The following is a 15,759-nucleotide window of genomic DNA, read 5'->3' as shown; positions in this document are numbered from 1 at the left end:
TCGCTTTAGCATTCACTATGATGTGGCTACCAATGTGGGCTGATTAATATATGTACTACAAAGATCAACAGCCCCTAACCTTAATGAAAGAATTAGGATGGGTGTCACGTTAATTTTTTCACCCATTTTTCTATAATCGTTTTTCTAAAGTGATATCTAAAAACCTAAACCCACCTGTAGGTAACTGAACATTAATCTTCCCATTTGTGATTTTAAACTCATCCCCTGACAAAATATCTTTAATTTTTTTAGGCGATATAGTGTTAAAGGTTACCTCAGCTAGTGCTGTTTGTGGATTAATATAACCACCATCAACCAAAGTTAAACGTAAGTTAGTCGGTGAGGTTTGCGCGACAACCCAAGCTACATTGCCCTTTACTGTAATAGGTAATAGCTTTGATTTATCCTTAATACTTTTTTCTACCGTTTTATAAAATTCTTTTGCTGGAAAACGTTGTTTACCATCTGCAGAAACATACTCTCTACCGTCAGTTAAGTACTCTTGCATAATGTTTTTATAAATAGGGTGTAAATGATCAACTAAAGCACCTCTAGCTGCTTTATCATCAGCGAATACGCCCTTTTGTGGTGGTGTAATTAACACTAAACCGTTTGGGTATTGAGGTAAGAAACCCAAACGCCTTTCTTTAACACCTGCGGCATAACGTGAAAAATCCCACTCAGTCACAGGAGCACCAGGCCATGAGCCATTTAGTCGGCTGAATACCATTGGATTTTCATCTTCGACCTTTTGATCGAACAACGACGTTGTTTTAACATTATTCCCTTCATCTAAATAATGGTTATCTGGTGGCAACATGCCAATATTTACAGGTGAATAGCTTAAAATTTCATTAGGTTTAGGTATGTACAACGCGCCTTTGCCAATTAAATCCCAAAAGGTTTTCATGTGTGTTTGGTCAACAGGAAAATTATTAATATAAGTCGCGCCATTGGCTGCACTATAGATGTACTGTCGCAGAGCATGATTAGGCAACATTTGATGCGAATTTTGTCTTAATCGATCATAACTCGTGTTATCTCGAGCTAAACGCGCTCCCAAATTATTAACCGAACCACTAGCCCACAAACCGACTCTAGCGGCAATGCTTAATTCCATCGATTTATCAGTAGTTTCTTCCATTGCAGGTACAAAAACATCGGCAAACTCACCGGAAATTAGCCTTGACCACCCTTTTTTATAAACCATTGATTGCCAGAACGTGTGCTTGTTCCTTAAAAACAAGTTGCCGTTGAGTTTTTGTGCCGCCTCCGCTAAAGGAAACATAAAATCTTCTAACATTATTTCAAAATCTTTATCGTAGTGAGCCACTTCAGGAAAAATTAAAACAGATTTTTTCCCATTGGCTACTTTTAAGGTTTTAATATGAGTATCTAAACTACGGTAGTATGGATCGTTACCATGACCGCCCCAATAGGCTGCACCAACATCACCACTGTAGAGTTGTTTGGCTTTTTCTAATATTTCGGCTTGCGATAAATCATATTTTTTTCTTCGGTCACGTTTATTTTGATAAACCTTGTTCGGTATTGCAGAACGATCCCAATTTTCAGTACCCAGGTTGCCTGAATCAAGAAATATAGGGCTATCGTATTCATTCGTGATGTGCTTAACCACTTTCTTTGATGTCTTATTTATATCAGACATTAAATATACAGGTAATGGTTTATGTTTATATGTCGTTTCTTGGTAATGCGTTAACTGCTGGTTTACCTTGTCAATATTATTCAAAATAGCAGCAATTTTTCCAGGAGGGTTTAAGTTTTTAAATTGATTATCCCATCCTTTTTTCGCAATATCTAAAACGTGAATGCTGCTACCACCACTTTGACTACTGGCTAAAATAATTTTATTTGTTGCAGGGTCTTTCCACATATCGTTATACGAATACTTTCCTGTAACCACATTAGCTTTAGTTTTAGCTTTTTTCATAGTGGCAGGAATAATAGTTAAACTATTACCGTAAAGGATAAATATACTTTTTTCACCTTGATATTCAACTAGTTCGGTTTGAGCTATTCGATAACCAAACTTACCGAATATGGGTGATATTGTTTTTAATGGAATAACGGTTTCAGACTTTGTTTTAGGATCATATAAGGCAATGCTTTGGTTTTTCATTTTAGTGCTGCCCAAAAGCACCTCTTGATTTGCGTCGTCATCAATATCTACTGCACGTATATCACCAATGGGTGAGCGCATCGCTTTTAATGGGTCAGCAATAAATGGCTTATCTGCGAGTGGTTTAAATAAATATATAGCGCCAGATCCTTGCATTGAATTAACAACACCTAGCACCGCTAAAACATCACTACCGTCGGCTTGTTTAAGTGCTCTTAAAAAGTTGATTGAGTGACGTTTCGCTGGTTGGGAGCGTGCCTGAGGGTTATCTTTGGTTGCTTTGTTTGGGCGCGATTTTTCAATTGAATAAGTTGAAGATGCAATGGTTTTTATTAACTTACCTTGAGTGTCTAAATAATAAAAATTATTATCAAAACCACCGGCGACCACATATGAAGTATTATTTTTTTTTATAGCGGTAACAGAGTACATAGGTGCATCATTAATTTTAAATGACCATTTCAATTTACCTTTGTAGGATAAACAATACACATGACCATCTGCATTGGCGGTCAATATTTCATCATTACCATCACCGGTAATATCTTGTGTCCAAACATCATGGTTCATAAAACCAGACAATTTATTTTCCCATAAAACTTTACCGTCATAATCTACTGCAAATAAAGTCCCCTCGTAACTTGAGCCTACGATGTATGAGCCAGATTTGCGATTAGCTGATCTCACTTTACTAATGGTGTATGGGGTTTCAATACTGTACAACGCAGGCGTTATACTGGGCATTAATTTACTAGGATTAGTAGTGGTAGTGCAACCGCTTGTTAACAGTGCACATAATACAAGGTATGACATTTTTTTGATTATAATTTTCATTTTTATCCCTGAATTAAATTTTTACTCAAACATTTAATACTTCTATTATGCGGAAGGATTAAACAAGAGAACCACTTTAATTACTATAATTAAATAGACAAAGCCGAGTCACTAAATTTACTTTTGGACTAAGCGTTCATCTTTTTACTGAACTAGACTGCCACCCTAATGAAATATACAAAACGGTGCCATTAAATTTAATTTTAGATTAATAATTTATCTTTTATCGCCGGGTTATTTCATTTCATCCATTAAATAAGTCATTAGCGCTCTTACTACAAAACAAGACTGTTGTGGTCAACTAATTCCGGACAGTAAGTTAAGTTTGTCTTCTGCTACAGCAGGGGCAAGCATTCGATTATAGCTATATGGCCCACGCCAGTTATAGTAATTCATCAAATAACGTTACCCATAAAGCAAAAAAGCACTCTATAAGAGTGCTTTAATTTAAACTTTTCAATCAGGCTATTCGTCTAGCCAATCTATGGCTGCGGTAGCATTTTCAAAGTATTGAACCTCACCCGATATAAACCAGTTACCTATTTTTGCCATTCGCGCTTGCCACTCTTTATTACCGTAAATAGCTACTTTTTTAAATTCTTTAGAGTGCTTAACACCTAACTTGAGGTCATCCCACGCTGCGCGTAGTTCCCAGCCTTCAAGTTCACTACCATCTATTAAAACATTTACTACAGGATGATTAACTTCGCTAAGTGCTGAATTTATCATTGGGGTGATTATTTTATAGTCGTCGTGAGTAAGTGTACCAACGGCTTTAAGTTTTAAAAAAAACTCTCGTCCTGCACGTTCAAGACCAATAGATAAACCATGTATTGTGTGTACCATTGCCACTCTCCTTAAATAGTAAGTAACAAAAATACACCTTCTAAAGTTAATTAGTCCTGAACTAAATCAATAAATAGTCCTGAACTAGAACAATAAATAGCCCTGAACTAGATCAATAAATAATCTTAAATAAACTACTCAATTATGCGTTTTGTACACGAGAGATTTGGTTTTCTACATCAGTTAAATGGCCTGTTTTAAGCCATACCTTTGCACCGTTACTTCCCGCTTTAACATTAATAGTGCTATTAATAGGCACTCTTAACCAACTGTTTTTTACAAGGGTATCGGCTTGCTCGTCAAACGAGCCCTCAAGTACTAGAAGCTCTGCTCCACCTTTTGCGTTTATAACCATGCAGGCGTTGGGCTCAAAGTGTAATAAGCTTACGTCTTCAAAGTCGTCTTTATATAAAGGTGTTACGGCTACATTTTTAAAATGTGGATGCACCGTACTTTGCATCAAGTCTGTTTGCAAACGCACATGCGTTCGATCCTCTGGCTGAAACTGCCATAACTTTACAAATATAACGCAGCCGTTTTCAGATCCCGGTTTATGCTTTGATTGCGGAGGGTTACGGATATAGGAACCTGCCGGAAAATCGCCATGCTCATCTTGAAATACACCTTCTAGCACAACAAACTCCTCACCACCTGTATGTACATGTGGTGAAAATTCACTGCCCGGTGCATAACGAACAATAGTTGTTGCGCGAGCAACTTCGTCGCCCACCCGATCCAGCGCTCGTCTATCAACGCCCGCCATTGGCGATGCAACCCACGGTAGCGTTTCGCTATGTACCACAACTCGCTTACTAAAATCGGCAGCAATTTTCATATTTGACTCCTAACCGGTGTTTTACTTAAACCCTAACCTAAAACAAGTAAATTAAGCAGCAACACTTGGGCGTTTTGCTACTTTTTCTTGCCATGCTACTAAATGGGTTAACTCATTTGGGATTGCTATTTGTGCAAATCCAGCAAATACCAGCCCAGCATACAATGTAATATCAGCAATACTAAACTGCTCACCACCAACAAATGCTGATTGCGCTAATACATCATTAAAATAGCTAAACCCTTGGCGTGCCTTTTCGCCTTGTTTTTCACCCCACGCTACGTTTTGATACGTTTCAAGCTCTGGACCTAAGCCATCAGTTGCATGATGAAAGTAAGTTGCCACAGCGTCAAGCACCATAGATTCTGCGCGCTTTTGCATCATATTAATTACTGCACGCTCTTTTGCGGTTTCACCCATTAAAGATGGGCCTTCAAATGTGGTATCAATATACTCAGTAATAGCGGTACTTTCTGATATAAACGTGCCGTCATCCAGCTCTAATACGGGTACACCTGCTAATGGGTTTTTAGCTAAGAAGGCTTCTGTTCTGTGCTCACCATTTAATAAGTCAACAGGTACAAACTCAACATTCGCAGTGGCATTTTTTTCAGCTAAAGCGATACGCACACGAAGTGGATTTGGAAAGTTTTCTACGTCATAAATTTTCATAGCAGTCTCATTCTTTATCGTTTAAAAGTTAATTGATGGCAGTAACCTACCTACCGATAGGTAATTTATATTCCTAAATTAAATGTAAGTCAATTTTTAAATTAACCCTTCATTTGGTCATGATTTAATAACCTTTAAAATCATAAAGTTGCTTATAAAAATAAAATGGCTTGTAAATGACTACCTACTGGTCGATAATTTTATTATTGCAATGGGGAAGTATGTAAATGAGTAAAAAAGAAGAACTATTAAAAGCTGCGCAGGATAAAGTACGCCTAGGTGGTTACAGTAACTTTAGTTTTAGAGAGCTTGCGAGCGAAGTCGGTATTAAAAGCGCCAGTGTGCATTACCATTTTCCTACAAAGGCTGATTTAGGTGCAGAGCTTGCTCATCACTATACCAACTCGTTTTTGGCTGCGTTAGGTGAGCCGGACGAGCTAAAAGCGAGCGGTAAAAACCCTATTGAAGTGTACACGCAGCTTTTTAGAGGGGCATTAGTAACCGATAAAAAAATGTGTTTATGTGGTTTACTAGGGGCCGAAAGCGATAGCCTACCTGATAAAGTTCGCCTTGAAGTACAGCGATTTTTTAATCATAACTTACAGTGGCTTAAAGCAGCTCATTTAGCTAATGATGAACCTAATCCCGCCCAAGCTGCTATTAAAACAGTAAGCTTACTAGAGGGCGCAATGATGATAAGCAAAACACTCGACGACAACAGTTACTTTGAACTTGCTACCCAAACTGTTTAGTTTAGCTTTAATTTAGACGTAAAAAAACGAGCTATAAAATAGCTCGTTTTTTTGTTTGGCTAAGTTACGTAGTTTATTTTACGCAACTCATAAGTAACTAAACCGTTGTTGGTTTAACTTTATGCTTAGAATGCACAATCACCAAAACAATTAAGCCAATCACTGTAACTACAGCGCCAATAGGTTTGCCATAATCGCTTGATAAGTTAAGACCAATTGCGGCAGTACCAATATAAGAAACAGTAACCGCTGTTGCTATAACAGCCGGAATACTCGCAATCCAATGGAATGTACCACGGTCAAATAAGTACTTAGTGGCAAGCCATAATACGCTTGTAGAAAGTAACATGTTTGAGAACGCGAAGTAGCGCCAAATTAATGAGAAATCGAGCTTCGTCATAAAGTACGCAATAGTAAGTATAGGCACCGCTACCAATAAGCGATTACGTAAACTTTGCGGAATATTAAACGCATCAACAACGGTTAAACGTAGTGAACGGAACGCTGTATCACCAGAAGTAATTGGGAACACGGCTACAGCAATAATTGCCATTATACCGCCAAATACACCTAAGTAAGTATTAGCTACATGGTTTACAACTAAACCTGGACCACCTTGGTCAAGTAATGTTTTTAAGCCAGCGTAACCATCTGGGAACGCTGCAATACCAGCAAGTGCCCATACACAGCCAACAATACCTTCACACGTCATAGCACCGTAATAAACTGGGCGTACGTATTTTTCGTTAGTTAAACAACGCGCAACAATAGGTGCTTGAGTAGAATGAAAACCACTAATAGCACCACAGGTAATTGTTATAAATAACAATGGCCATGTTGGTAATCCGTCGGGGTTTGGCTCTAAAAAGTCATGTGCGTGGTCGGCTTCAAAGTAGGCTAAAAAGTCACTTGGTATCGGTAAGTGCGGCGCATTAATTAATAACGAAACAGCAATTGCTACTGTCATTACAATCATTAGCGCACCAAAAATTGGGTAAAACTTAGTGATAATTTTATCAATTGGTAGCAAGGTCGCTAAAAAGTAATACGCTAAAATAGCAAGCACCCAAAAGGTGTTGTTTGCCAGTATAGTACCTTCAAAAAAATCAAGGTTACTTAGCAAACCTGCCGGGCTCATAATAAATACTACGCCTACAAAAAATAGTAGCATGGCAGTAAATATAAGCATAAAGCCTTTAAATACGATGTTGTAATAATGGCCTGCAATTTCTGGCAGGCTTTTACCGTCTTCTTTTATACTCATTACACCTGAGAAGAAGTCGTGTACAGCGCCACCTAAAACATTACCAAGTACAATCCATACTAGTGCGACTGGTCCGTATAAAGCACCTAAAATTGGGCCAAATATTGGGCCTACACCAGCAATATTTAAAAATTGAATTAAAAATGCACGTACAGGGTGAATAGCTACGTAATCAACACCTTCGCTAAAGCGTTTTTGTGGTGTTTCGGCAGTTGAATCCAAACCGGCTTGTTTTTCAACAAATGGGCTGTAAAACTTATAGCCCAGTATTAAAATAGTGAGGCAGATAAAAAAGATGATCATAAAGCACGTTTCTCTTTTTGTATTTTAGTTATAGAGCGCATTGTGTGTCGCCCCGCCTTTTCAATCCGTGAATAATCGACGAACAATAACAAAGCTTTACCCCGCAAACAATAAGACGTTTAGCTAATACTATAGTCGATATAAGCCACTATTTACGCAACCTGCGCACTTAACGTTCCACATTGAATATTTATTACACACGTCTTATTTTGGGCACAAAAAAAGCGGTTAAACTTTTACGTTATAACCGCTTTCACACACAATGTTTTTTTAAAGTGGGTTCATAAACTCACTAATTTGTTGATGCGTTAAAGTAGGTGTTGCACCAGAACTTTCAGCGACCATAGCTCCAACGGCACATGCAAAGTCAACGGCATATTGCGCATCGTCGTTGCTACAAAGCTGATAAATTAACGAACCTAAAAACGAATCCCCTGCGCCAACAGTATCAATTACGCTAATTAAATAACCTGAATTATAAAAATTCTCGCCTTTGATTGTTAATAAAGCACCGTGACTACCTTTGGTTACACATAGGTAATCGGTATTTGTTTGCTGTGCTATAAACGCTAAATTTTGTTCAAGCGAATGAAACTTACAACCCATCGCTTTAGCAATTTCGTATAGCTCTTCATCGTTTAATTTAATAAAATCTGCTTTATTCATTAAATCTACAAGTGTTTCTAGCTTGTAATGCGGTGCACGTAGGTTTACGTCAAATACTTTAAAGTTTGCTACATCAACTAGTTCATTTAATGTTGCTAAAGACGCTTCGCTTCGCCCAATTAGGCTGCCAAATACAAATACATCGCTACTTTTAACTTTACTAAGTAACTCATTGTTAAGCGCTATATTATCCCACGCAGTGTCTGCCACTATTTCATAACTAGCTGAGCCACTACTGTCGAGTGTTACCTCAACCGTGCTAGTTTTTTTGTCACTATTTATAGCAATGTATTCGCAGCTTACGCCTTTGCTCGTAATTTCGCCTAGTAGCTCAGCGCCTAACTCGTCGTTACCAACAGCGCTGATCATGTCGGCTTTAATGCCTAGTGAGTTAATACGCACACACATATTAAGAGGCGCGCCACCTAAACGTTTACCTGAATCAAAACAATCCCACAGCACTTCGCCAAAGCAGCTTACGCTTACGTTTTCGCCTGATTTATGATTAATTAAAATACTCATAATTAGTTACTCTTTTGATCAAGTACGTTATTCATAATGGCTTTAACTTTACTTGCAGGTGCATATAAAGCTTCAATATTATTTTTGTAATGAATAGTAAATTCATTTTGCTCGCTTAAGTTACCAAATAAACTAGTAAGCGATAAAAATGCTAGCGGCTGTGTATGAGTTTTAACTGCGGCTTCATGCAGCTCACTTTGCATTGCATCAATGACTTCTAACTTATTGCCTTGCTCATCAACTTCTTTATCACTGTAAAAACACCATGCAGCAATTACAAGCGCAGCAAGAGAAACATCACGCCCTTGTGCTAGGTTTTCGTTAATAGTAGCAATTAAAAATTTAGGAAGCTTTGCGGCACTTTCTGAGCAAATGCGCGAAAGGCTATCTTTAATATTAGGATTAGCAAAACGCTCAATTAATGTATCTTTGTAGCCTTCAAGGTCAATACCTTCAAGTGGTTCAAGATTTGGGGTTACTTCTTTATCCATAAAAGCACGTAGGTATGTGGCAAATAATTCATCAGATACCGTTTCGTCAATAGTGCCGTAGCCATGGATTGAACCTAATAAACCAAGTACAGAATGCCCTGCATTAAGTAAACGTATTTTCATGGTCTCATAAGGCGTTACATCAGTAACAAACTGTGCACCAACAACATCCCAATTTGGACGAGAGTCACTAAATGTGTCCTCTATTACCCATTGTGTAAACGACTCACAGGTAATTGGCCACTCGTCGCTAACACCATATGCATCAACCACGTAATCAATATCACTCTTTTTAGATACAGGTGTAATGCGGTCAACCATCGCATTTGGAAACGATACGTTTTGTTCAATCCACTCACTTAGGTCTTTGTCTTGCTCTGTAGCAAAGGCTAAAAGCATTTTGCGTGTTACGTTACCGTTGTGCTGAATGTTATCGCACGACTGCACTGTAAACGCGCCTAGGCCTTGCTCTTTGCGCAGTTTTAACGCAGCAGTAATGTAACCAAACGCTGTAATTGGGTCGTTCGGGTTATTAATGTCGTTAATAATATCTGGGTTGTTGTAGTCAAACTCACCCGTTGCAGGGTTAAAGTTATAGCCGCCTTCAGTAATAGTAAGCGACACAATTTTAGTATCGCTGTGCGCTAGCTTATTAATTACCGCTTGTTTGTCCTCTGGGGCAAACAAAAAGTCGATCATTGAACCAATAACTTTATTATCTATTGTACCGTCTGGGTGTCTTACCGTTAAGGTATAAAGGTAATCTTGCTGCTTTAAAATATCACGCAGCCCACGGTTACCTTCTAAAAGACCAACACCACAAATGCCCCACTGCTCAGAACCTGGCGTTTTTAAAAGCTCGTTAATATAAGCGGCTTGATGGGCGCGATGAAAACCGCCCACACCTATATGTACTATGCCCGCTTTAAGTGCGCTACGATCGTACGTTGGTGTATCAACATGGCTTGGTAATTGAGCCAAGCTCTGTTGGTTTAGCCCTGTTACAAGAGCGTCAGTGTGTTGGTGTTGCGTCATAGTGCGGCCTTACTCAAACAAAAATAAAATGTAAATTATGATACGAAACGAATATTTTAAGCACCGTAATTACGATGCTGTATTTAATACCTTATGGCGTTTTAAAGACCAGTAAGCTGATGCAAAGTAAATAACAGTACAGATAAAACACACTATTTCGAATTGCGATTTATTCTCACCGTACATGCTCATTGTTTCGCTAAAAAACATCACTTGGCTGGCAAATACAAAAATAACAAATAACGAAATAGTAGAGATGGCATTAAGCACCTTACTAAACATAGAACTATCTATAACTGGTTTTGGAACATCTTTAGCTTCTGTAGCTTGGTATTCTTTAATTGCTTTTAGCTCTTGCTCGTCTGCAGCAATCTCTTGAGTGTAATCTTCACCCGCACCGTATTTTTTAGCTAATAAAGTATAAATAACGATTGTGAAAATCCACGTAGGAATAAATAAGTAGTAAAACGACATAACATCAATAGCATTTAAGCCAAAACCAAACACAAGCGCCAGCGCCCAAGAGGCAATAGCCGGTACACTGCGGGTAATATTTTTATACTTAGCCCAGTAACGTGTTAAACCAATTTTAGGAAACAATACATGCTCAGCAAATACAATGCCGCCTACTGGTACTACTAATAAACCAGCGTAGGTAAGTAGCGGTAGCATTTGTGAAAATACAAACGGGAAACACGCAATAATCACCGTAACAACACCTACAATAGCGGTTGTGCGTTCACGTGATTGATTAACAAATATAGATTGTGCTGCAAGGCCTGCACGGTAAAGGTTTGCGTTTGCTGTAGTCCAGCCCGCTATTATTACAATAACAAATCCAGTCCAACCTAATGCATGGTATGCAACATCACCTGGATCAAGCGATGAAATAGTTGTTTTAAGTAATACTGCAACACCTGCGCCCATAATACCGGCAGAGATCCACGCTAAGTAATGACCAAAAAACATGCCCACACCCGAGAACAAACCGTAGCTTTTACGCTTAGCAAATCTAAAAATAGCCATGTCAATCAAACCAAAGTGAGTGATTGAGTTAGCAGCCCATGCAAAACCAATTACTTCTAATAGGCCAATGCCCTTTTCACCATCGGCATTGGTGCCCGTCCATATGGAGGAGTCGCCTATGGTCATAAAGTCGCCAAAACTACTTAAAGACGTAGAACCTAATACATGGTTTGAAAGCTCAGGGAATAATGCGAACGAACCTGCGATAAATATAACAAATAGCCACGGTGCACACAGTTTCGAAAAGTCAGCAACCGTCGAAAAACCATACATAGCCACAAAAACAACAATAGAGCCTACCGCTAAAACAATGGCCACAAACCAAAAGCTATTAGGGTACCAATCAAGTTGTGCCGGTATATCAAACAAAAACCGTACGGCGGTGGAGGATACCGTGATCATGGCGGCCGATATAACACTAAAAATAACCACATTAGCCCAGTTATAGAGCTTGGTCATTGAGTTACCAGCAATTTTATTAAGGTAGTTATATAAACTTAAGCGAGTTTCAACAGCTATTGGCGCGGTAATTAACCACCAAGAACACATGGCTAAAAGGTTACCTATTAATAAACCAAGTAGAATATCAATAGTTGAAGCGCCCAATGCAACAAACGTTGCACCAATAACAAATTCAGTAGCTGCAACATGTTCGCCAGCATATAGCCCTGCAAAATGTTTCCAACCGTGTAATCGGTTATTAGCAACAGGAAGCTGCTCTTCGTTTACATCTTTAAATGATTGTGTGTGTGGACTCGTTGCCATGGTATTTCCTATTGTTAACAGCAAAGTATTTAATACCAATCAGCATAACTATTTGAATAATTTAACAAGTTAAATCACTCTATATTTAAGCAAATTGGTATAGTACTTACATACTTTGCCTTTTATAATTTGGCTTATAAACGCATGATGTTTTGCCATGTTTTGTTTTATTTTTAGTAAAGCAAAACCATCTACATTTATATTTTGCGTTTGCTTGCCTGTCAGTGAGTAAGGCGAGCAAATCGCGTTTAAAACTTTGTGTATTTAAAAAGCTGCGTGTTTACTGCTTTTTAAGTGCAGGGTATGCACTAAAAAAACCTTGCCAATGCGTTAAATGATCAACATTTGGGTAAGCACTGTGCACATGATTTACCGACCCTTGCATATGTTGCCCACCGCTGTAATGCAGCACCTGCATATTGGCGTCAATTGCTGCATTTACGCCTGCTTTACTATCTTCAATCACTAAACAATGATCTGGCTTTACACCCATTTGTTTAGCTGCATGTAAAAATAAATCGGGTGCTGGTTTACCACGCTTAACTTCGCTGCTGGTAAAAACCGTATCGCTAAAGTATTTACTTAAACTCACTACGCTCAACGCTTTTGCTGTGCGTGCTGGGCTGCTGCTAGTAGCTATACAAATAGGCACAGCTAAATTGTTAAGTACGTCTTTTATACCGTCAGTCGTGGTTAGCCCTGTTTCAAATTCGTTTAACAGTGCCTCGCGGTAGTCACTTTCAAAGCTTTCAGGAAGAGTGACATTAAATGCATCCGCTATTTTTTGGCTTACTGTTTTAAAATTGCAGCCTAAAAAGTGTTGCTGTACATAAGCACGGTCAATATCAACGCCTTTTTCAACAAGCATATCAATGAGTACTTGTGCGCTTAAAATTTCGCTATCAATAACAACGCCATCACAATCAAATATCACTAATTCAATTTTAGTATTCATCTTGTCACCTTATTAAAACTATTTGGTTTAGCTAATTTAAGTATAACGAGTTAAGCGCGATTAATAGTGTGCAGCTTTTTAGTGTAACTTAATGGTGAGCATAAGCCCATAAGTTGAGCATGTTCCCTTTATTACACGAATATGTCAACACACTGTAAGTATAAAACGCACCAGCTTGGTGAAAATACACTCTGATAAAACTAAAAATCGTTGTATTTAATCAACTTTATAAAAATGCCTATCGACTAAGGTCGTAGATGGTAAGGCTTAAAAGCACCTCTGAAATTTATTTCATCTATTTTACAAATCATATCAATCTAATTAATCAGTTTTACCGAAGTTAATAAAATCAATACTATCGTTAACAGATTCACAGCCTGCACCACTGCCGGCACTTTTAAATAGATGAGGTCGACAATGAATACTCAAATAAACAAAACAAAATTAACACTAAGTGCGCTAGCACTTGCAATGGCATTACCGGTAAGCGCAGCAACAACACTTACTAAAGATAACGGCGCAGCTGTTGGCGACAACCAAAACTCGATTACTGCTGGTGAGCGCGGCAGTGTATTACTAGAAGACGTACAACTAATTCAAAAACTACAACGCTTTGCACGTGAGCGTATTCCTGAGCGTGTTGTTCATGCCCGTGGTACTGGCGCACATGGTGTGTTTGTAGCATCTAAAGAGTTAGACGATTTAACAATTGCAGCCCCTTTTTCAGAAGTAGGTAAACAAACAGACGTATTTGTTCGCTTTTCATCAGTAATTCATTCTAAAGGCAGCCCAGAAACACTGCGTGACCCACGCGGCTTTGCAATTAAGTTTTATACTGATGAAGGTAACTGGGATTTAGTCGGCCTTAACTTACCGGTATTTTTTATACGTGATGCGATTAAATTTCCAGATATGATCCATTCTTTGAAACCATCTCCGGTAGATAACATTCAAGATCCTAACCGTGTATTTGACTTTTTCTCCCACGAACCAGGTTCTACACAAATGCTAACGTGGGTTTACAGCGACTACGGTACACCAGCAAGCCTTCGTAAAATGGACGGCTGGGGTGTTCATTCTTACAAAATGATTAATAAATCGGGTGATGTTAAATACGTTAAGTTTCATTGGGTAAGCCAACAAGGCATTGATAACCTTGACGCAAAAGAAGTAGCAAAGGTGCAAAGTAAAGATTTCCAGCACTTAACTCACGATTTATACACTGAAGTTAATAAAGGTAATTTCCCTAAATGGGATCTGTACATTAAAACGCTTGATCCATCACAGCTTGATGACTTTGATTACAACCCGTTAGATGCAACAAAAATGTGGTTAGATGTAAAAGAAGTTAAAGCGGGAACACTTACGTTAAACCGCATGCCAACTAACTTTTTCCAATCGACGGAACAAGTAGCTATGGCGCCATCAAACATTATTCCGGGTATTGAGCCTTCAGAAGACCGCTTATTACAAGGCCGTGTATTTTCTTACGCAGACACACAAATGTACCGCCTAGGTGCTAACCACCAGCAATTGCCAATTAACCGTGCAAAAGTTGAAGTAGTTAACTACAACCAAGACGGCGCAATGAATTACGGTAACACTACAGGCAATGTAAACTACCAGCCAAGTCAAGAAAACGTTGCTGAAAACCCAATTGCACGTAGAAGCCAAACCGAGCTTAAAGGCTACGTACAGCAAGCCGCGATTAAAAAGCAACAAAACTTCGCGCAAGCCGGTGTTTTATACCGTGGTTTTAGCAAGCAAGAACGTACAAACCTCGTTAATAACCTTGCAGGCGATTTAGGTAAAGTGCAAAACAGCAATGTTAAACACAAAATGCTTAGCCACTTCTACAAAGCAGACAGTGAGTACGGTACACGTTTAACTAAAGCTGTAAACGGCGATATTAAAATGGTTAAACAACTAGCAGCTAACTTGTAAGTAGCTAGTTGTAATTAACTAGCTGTAAGTAATCAGTTGTAAAAATTAGTCCCAACTAAGCAAGCAGCTATATAAGCAACCACAATTATGAGGAAGGGATAACCCCCTTCCTCTTTTTATAAGAGACAATTGTTATGCGTAATTTATTAATTATAGTCGCTCTACTACTGAGCTTTACCAGTAGCGTTTACGCTCAAAATACCCCAAGTACACAAACACCCAGTACGCAAGTTGAAAGCCAACATTCTGCAAAAACACAATACCAAAGCTTATTTTCTTATTACTTTGCCGCAGCACGTACAAACGACACAGCTGTAATAGAGCAATTTGTAGATGCCGGTATTCCTATCGACAGTTACAACAATAAAGGTTACACCGCATTAATGATTGCCACTTATCACGGTAATAAAAACACGGTAAACACGCTTTTACACTTAGGCGCTAATGCTTGCATGGAAGATAACCGGGGTAACACAGCACTTATGGCCGCTATATTCAGAGGTGAATTTAGTATTGCAAAAACACTCGTATCACTTGATTGCGATAACGCGCATCAAAACAAAGCCGGTCAAACAGCCGAGCAATTTGCACAAACATTTGGTCAACAAAAAGTTATAGAGTTACTAGCACAGGTAAATAATGCAAAATAAACTGCACGCAACAAAAAGCCCTAAAACTTTAGGGCTTTTGATTTACTAAATATATG

General features: G+C 38.6%; 12 protein-coding genes. 3 read left to right on the top strand and 9 right to left on the bottom strand.

All coding sequences use genetic code 11. The annotated features are described in order from the left end of the window. Positions 1-130 precede the first annotated feature (130 nt). The 4 genes from I6F53_RS17175 to I6F53_RS17160 form a co-directional block, all read right to left on the bottom strand. Positions 131-2,977: a PQQ-binding-like beta-propeller repeat protein gene (locus I6F53_RS17175; protein ID WP_197240482.1), complete on the bottom strand. Its 2,847-nt coding sequence runs from the start codon at positions 2,975-2,977 to the stop codon at positions 131-133. Between the two features lie 465 nt (positions 2,978-3,442). Next, the gene (locus I6F53_RS17170; RefSeq protein ID WP_165728989.1) at positions 3,443-3,823 is read right to left on the bottom strand and encodes an STAS/SEC14 domain-containing protein; all 381 of its coding nucleotides are present in this window, start codon (positions 3,821-3,823) and stop codon (positions 3,443-3,445) included. 142 nt (positions 3,824-3,965) lie between these two features. Next, on the bottom strand, positions 3,966-4,658 hold the full coding sequence (locus tag I6F53_RS17165; protein ID WP_197240481.1) for a cupin domain-containing protein: 693 nt from the start codon (positions 4,656-4,658) through the stop codon (positions 3,966-3,968). 51 nt (positions 4,659-4,709) lie between these two features. After that, positions 4,710-5,330 (bottom strand): glutathione S-transferase family protein, encoded by a 621-nt coding sequence (locus I6F53_RS17160; protein ID WP_197240480.1) that lies wholly within the window; start codon positions 5,328-5,330, stop codon positions 4,710-4,712. A gap of 227 nt (positions 5,331-5,557) precedes the next feature. On the opposite strand from I6F53_RS17160, the gene I6F53_RS17155 reads away from it, so the two are divergent. Further along, the gene (locus I6F53_RS17155) at positions 5,558-6,082 is read left to right on the top strand and encodes a TetR/AcrR family transcriptional regulator (RefSeq protein ID WP_166420381.1); all 525 of its coding nucleotides are present in this window, start codon (positions 5,558-5,560) and stop codon (positions 6,080-6,082) included. 97 nt (positions 6,083-6,179) lie between these two features. Here I6F53_RS17155 and I6F53_RS17150 read toward each other — a convergent pair whose 3' ends face one another. The 5 genes from I6F53_RS17150 to I6F53_RS17130 form a co-directional block, all read right to left on the bottom strand. Continuing rightward, positions 6,180-7,649: a carbon starvation CstA family protein gene (locus I6F53_RS17150; protein ID WP_166420382.1), complete on the bottom strand. Its 1,470-nt coding sequence runs from the start codon at positions 7,647-7,649 to the stop codon at positions 6,180-6,182. A 270-nt stretch (positions 7,650-7,919) separates the two neighbouring features. Then, positions 7,920-8,837, bottom strand: coding sequence for a carbohydrate kinase family protein (locus tag I6F53_RS17145; protein ID WP_197240478.1), 918 nt, complete (start codon positions 8,835-8,837; stop codon positions 7,920-7,922). 2 nt (positions 8,838-8,839) lie between these two features. Then, positions 8,840-10,363 (bottom strand): mannitol dehydrogenase family protein, encoded by a 1,524-nt coding sequence (locus tag I6F53_RS17140; protein ID WP_197240477.1) that lies wholly within the window; start codon positions 10,361-10,363, stop codon positions 8,840-8,842. Between the two features lie 69 nt (positions 10,364-10,432). After that, complete coding sequence (locus I6F53_RS17135; RefSeq protein ID WP_197178941.1) at positions 10,433-12,154, bottom strand: purine-cytosine permease family protein; 1,722 nt, start codon at positions 12,152-12,154, stop codon at positions 10,433-10,435. A gap of 280 nt (positions 12,155-12,434) precedes the next feature. Then, positions 12,435-13,109 (bottom strand): HAD family hydrolase, encoded by a 675-nt coding sequence (locus I6F53_RS17130; protein WP_197178942.1) that lies wholly within the window; start codon positions 13,107-13,109, stop codon positions 12,435-12,437. A gap of 417 nt (positions 13,110-13,526) precedes the next feature. On the opposite strand from I6F53_RS17130, the gene I6F53_RS17125 reads away from it, so the two are divergent. After that, on the top strand, positions 13,527-15,053 hold the full coding sequence (locus I6F53_RS17125) for a catalase (RefSeq protein WP_197240475.1): 1,527 nt from the start codon (positions 13,527-13,529) through the stop codon (positions 15,051-15,053). Between the two features lie 134 nt (positions 15,054-15,187). Then, positions 15,188-15,703, top strand: a complete 516-nt coding sequence (locus tag I6F53_RS17120; RefSeq protein ID WP_197161403.1) for an ankyrin repeat domain-containing protein — start codon at positions 15,188-15,190, stop codon at positions 15,701-15,703. Positions 15,704-15,759 lie beyond the last annotated feature (56 nt).

Source organism: Pseudoalteromonas sp. SWN29 (assembly GCF_015864465.1).
Classification (GTDB): domain Bacteria; phylum Pseudomonadota; class Gammaproteobacteria; order Enterobacterales; family Alteromonadaceae; genus Pseudoalteromonas.
This window is presented reverse-complemented; position numbering and strand designations above follow the sequence as displayed.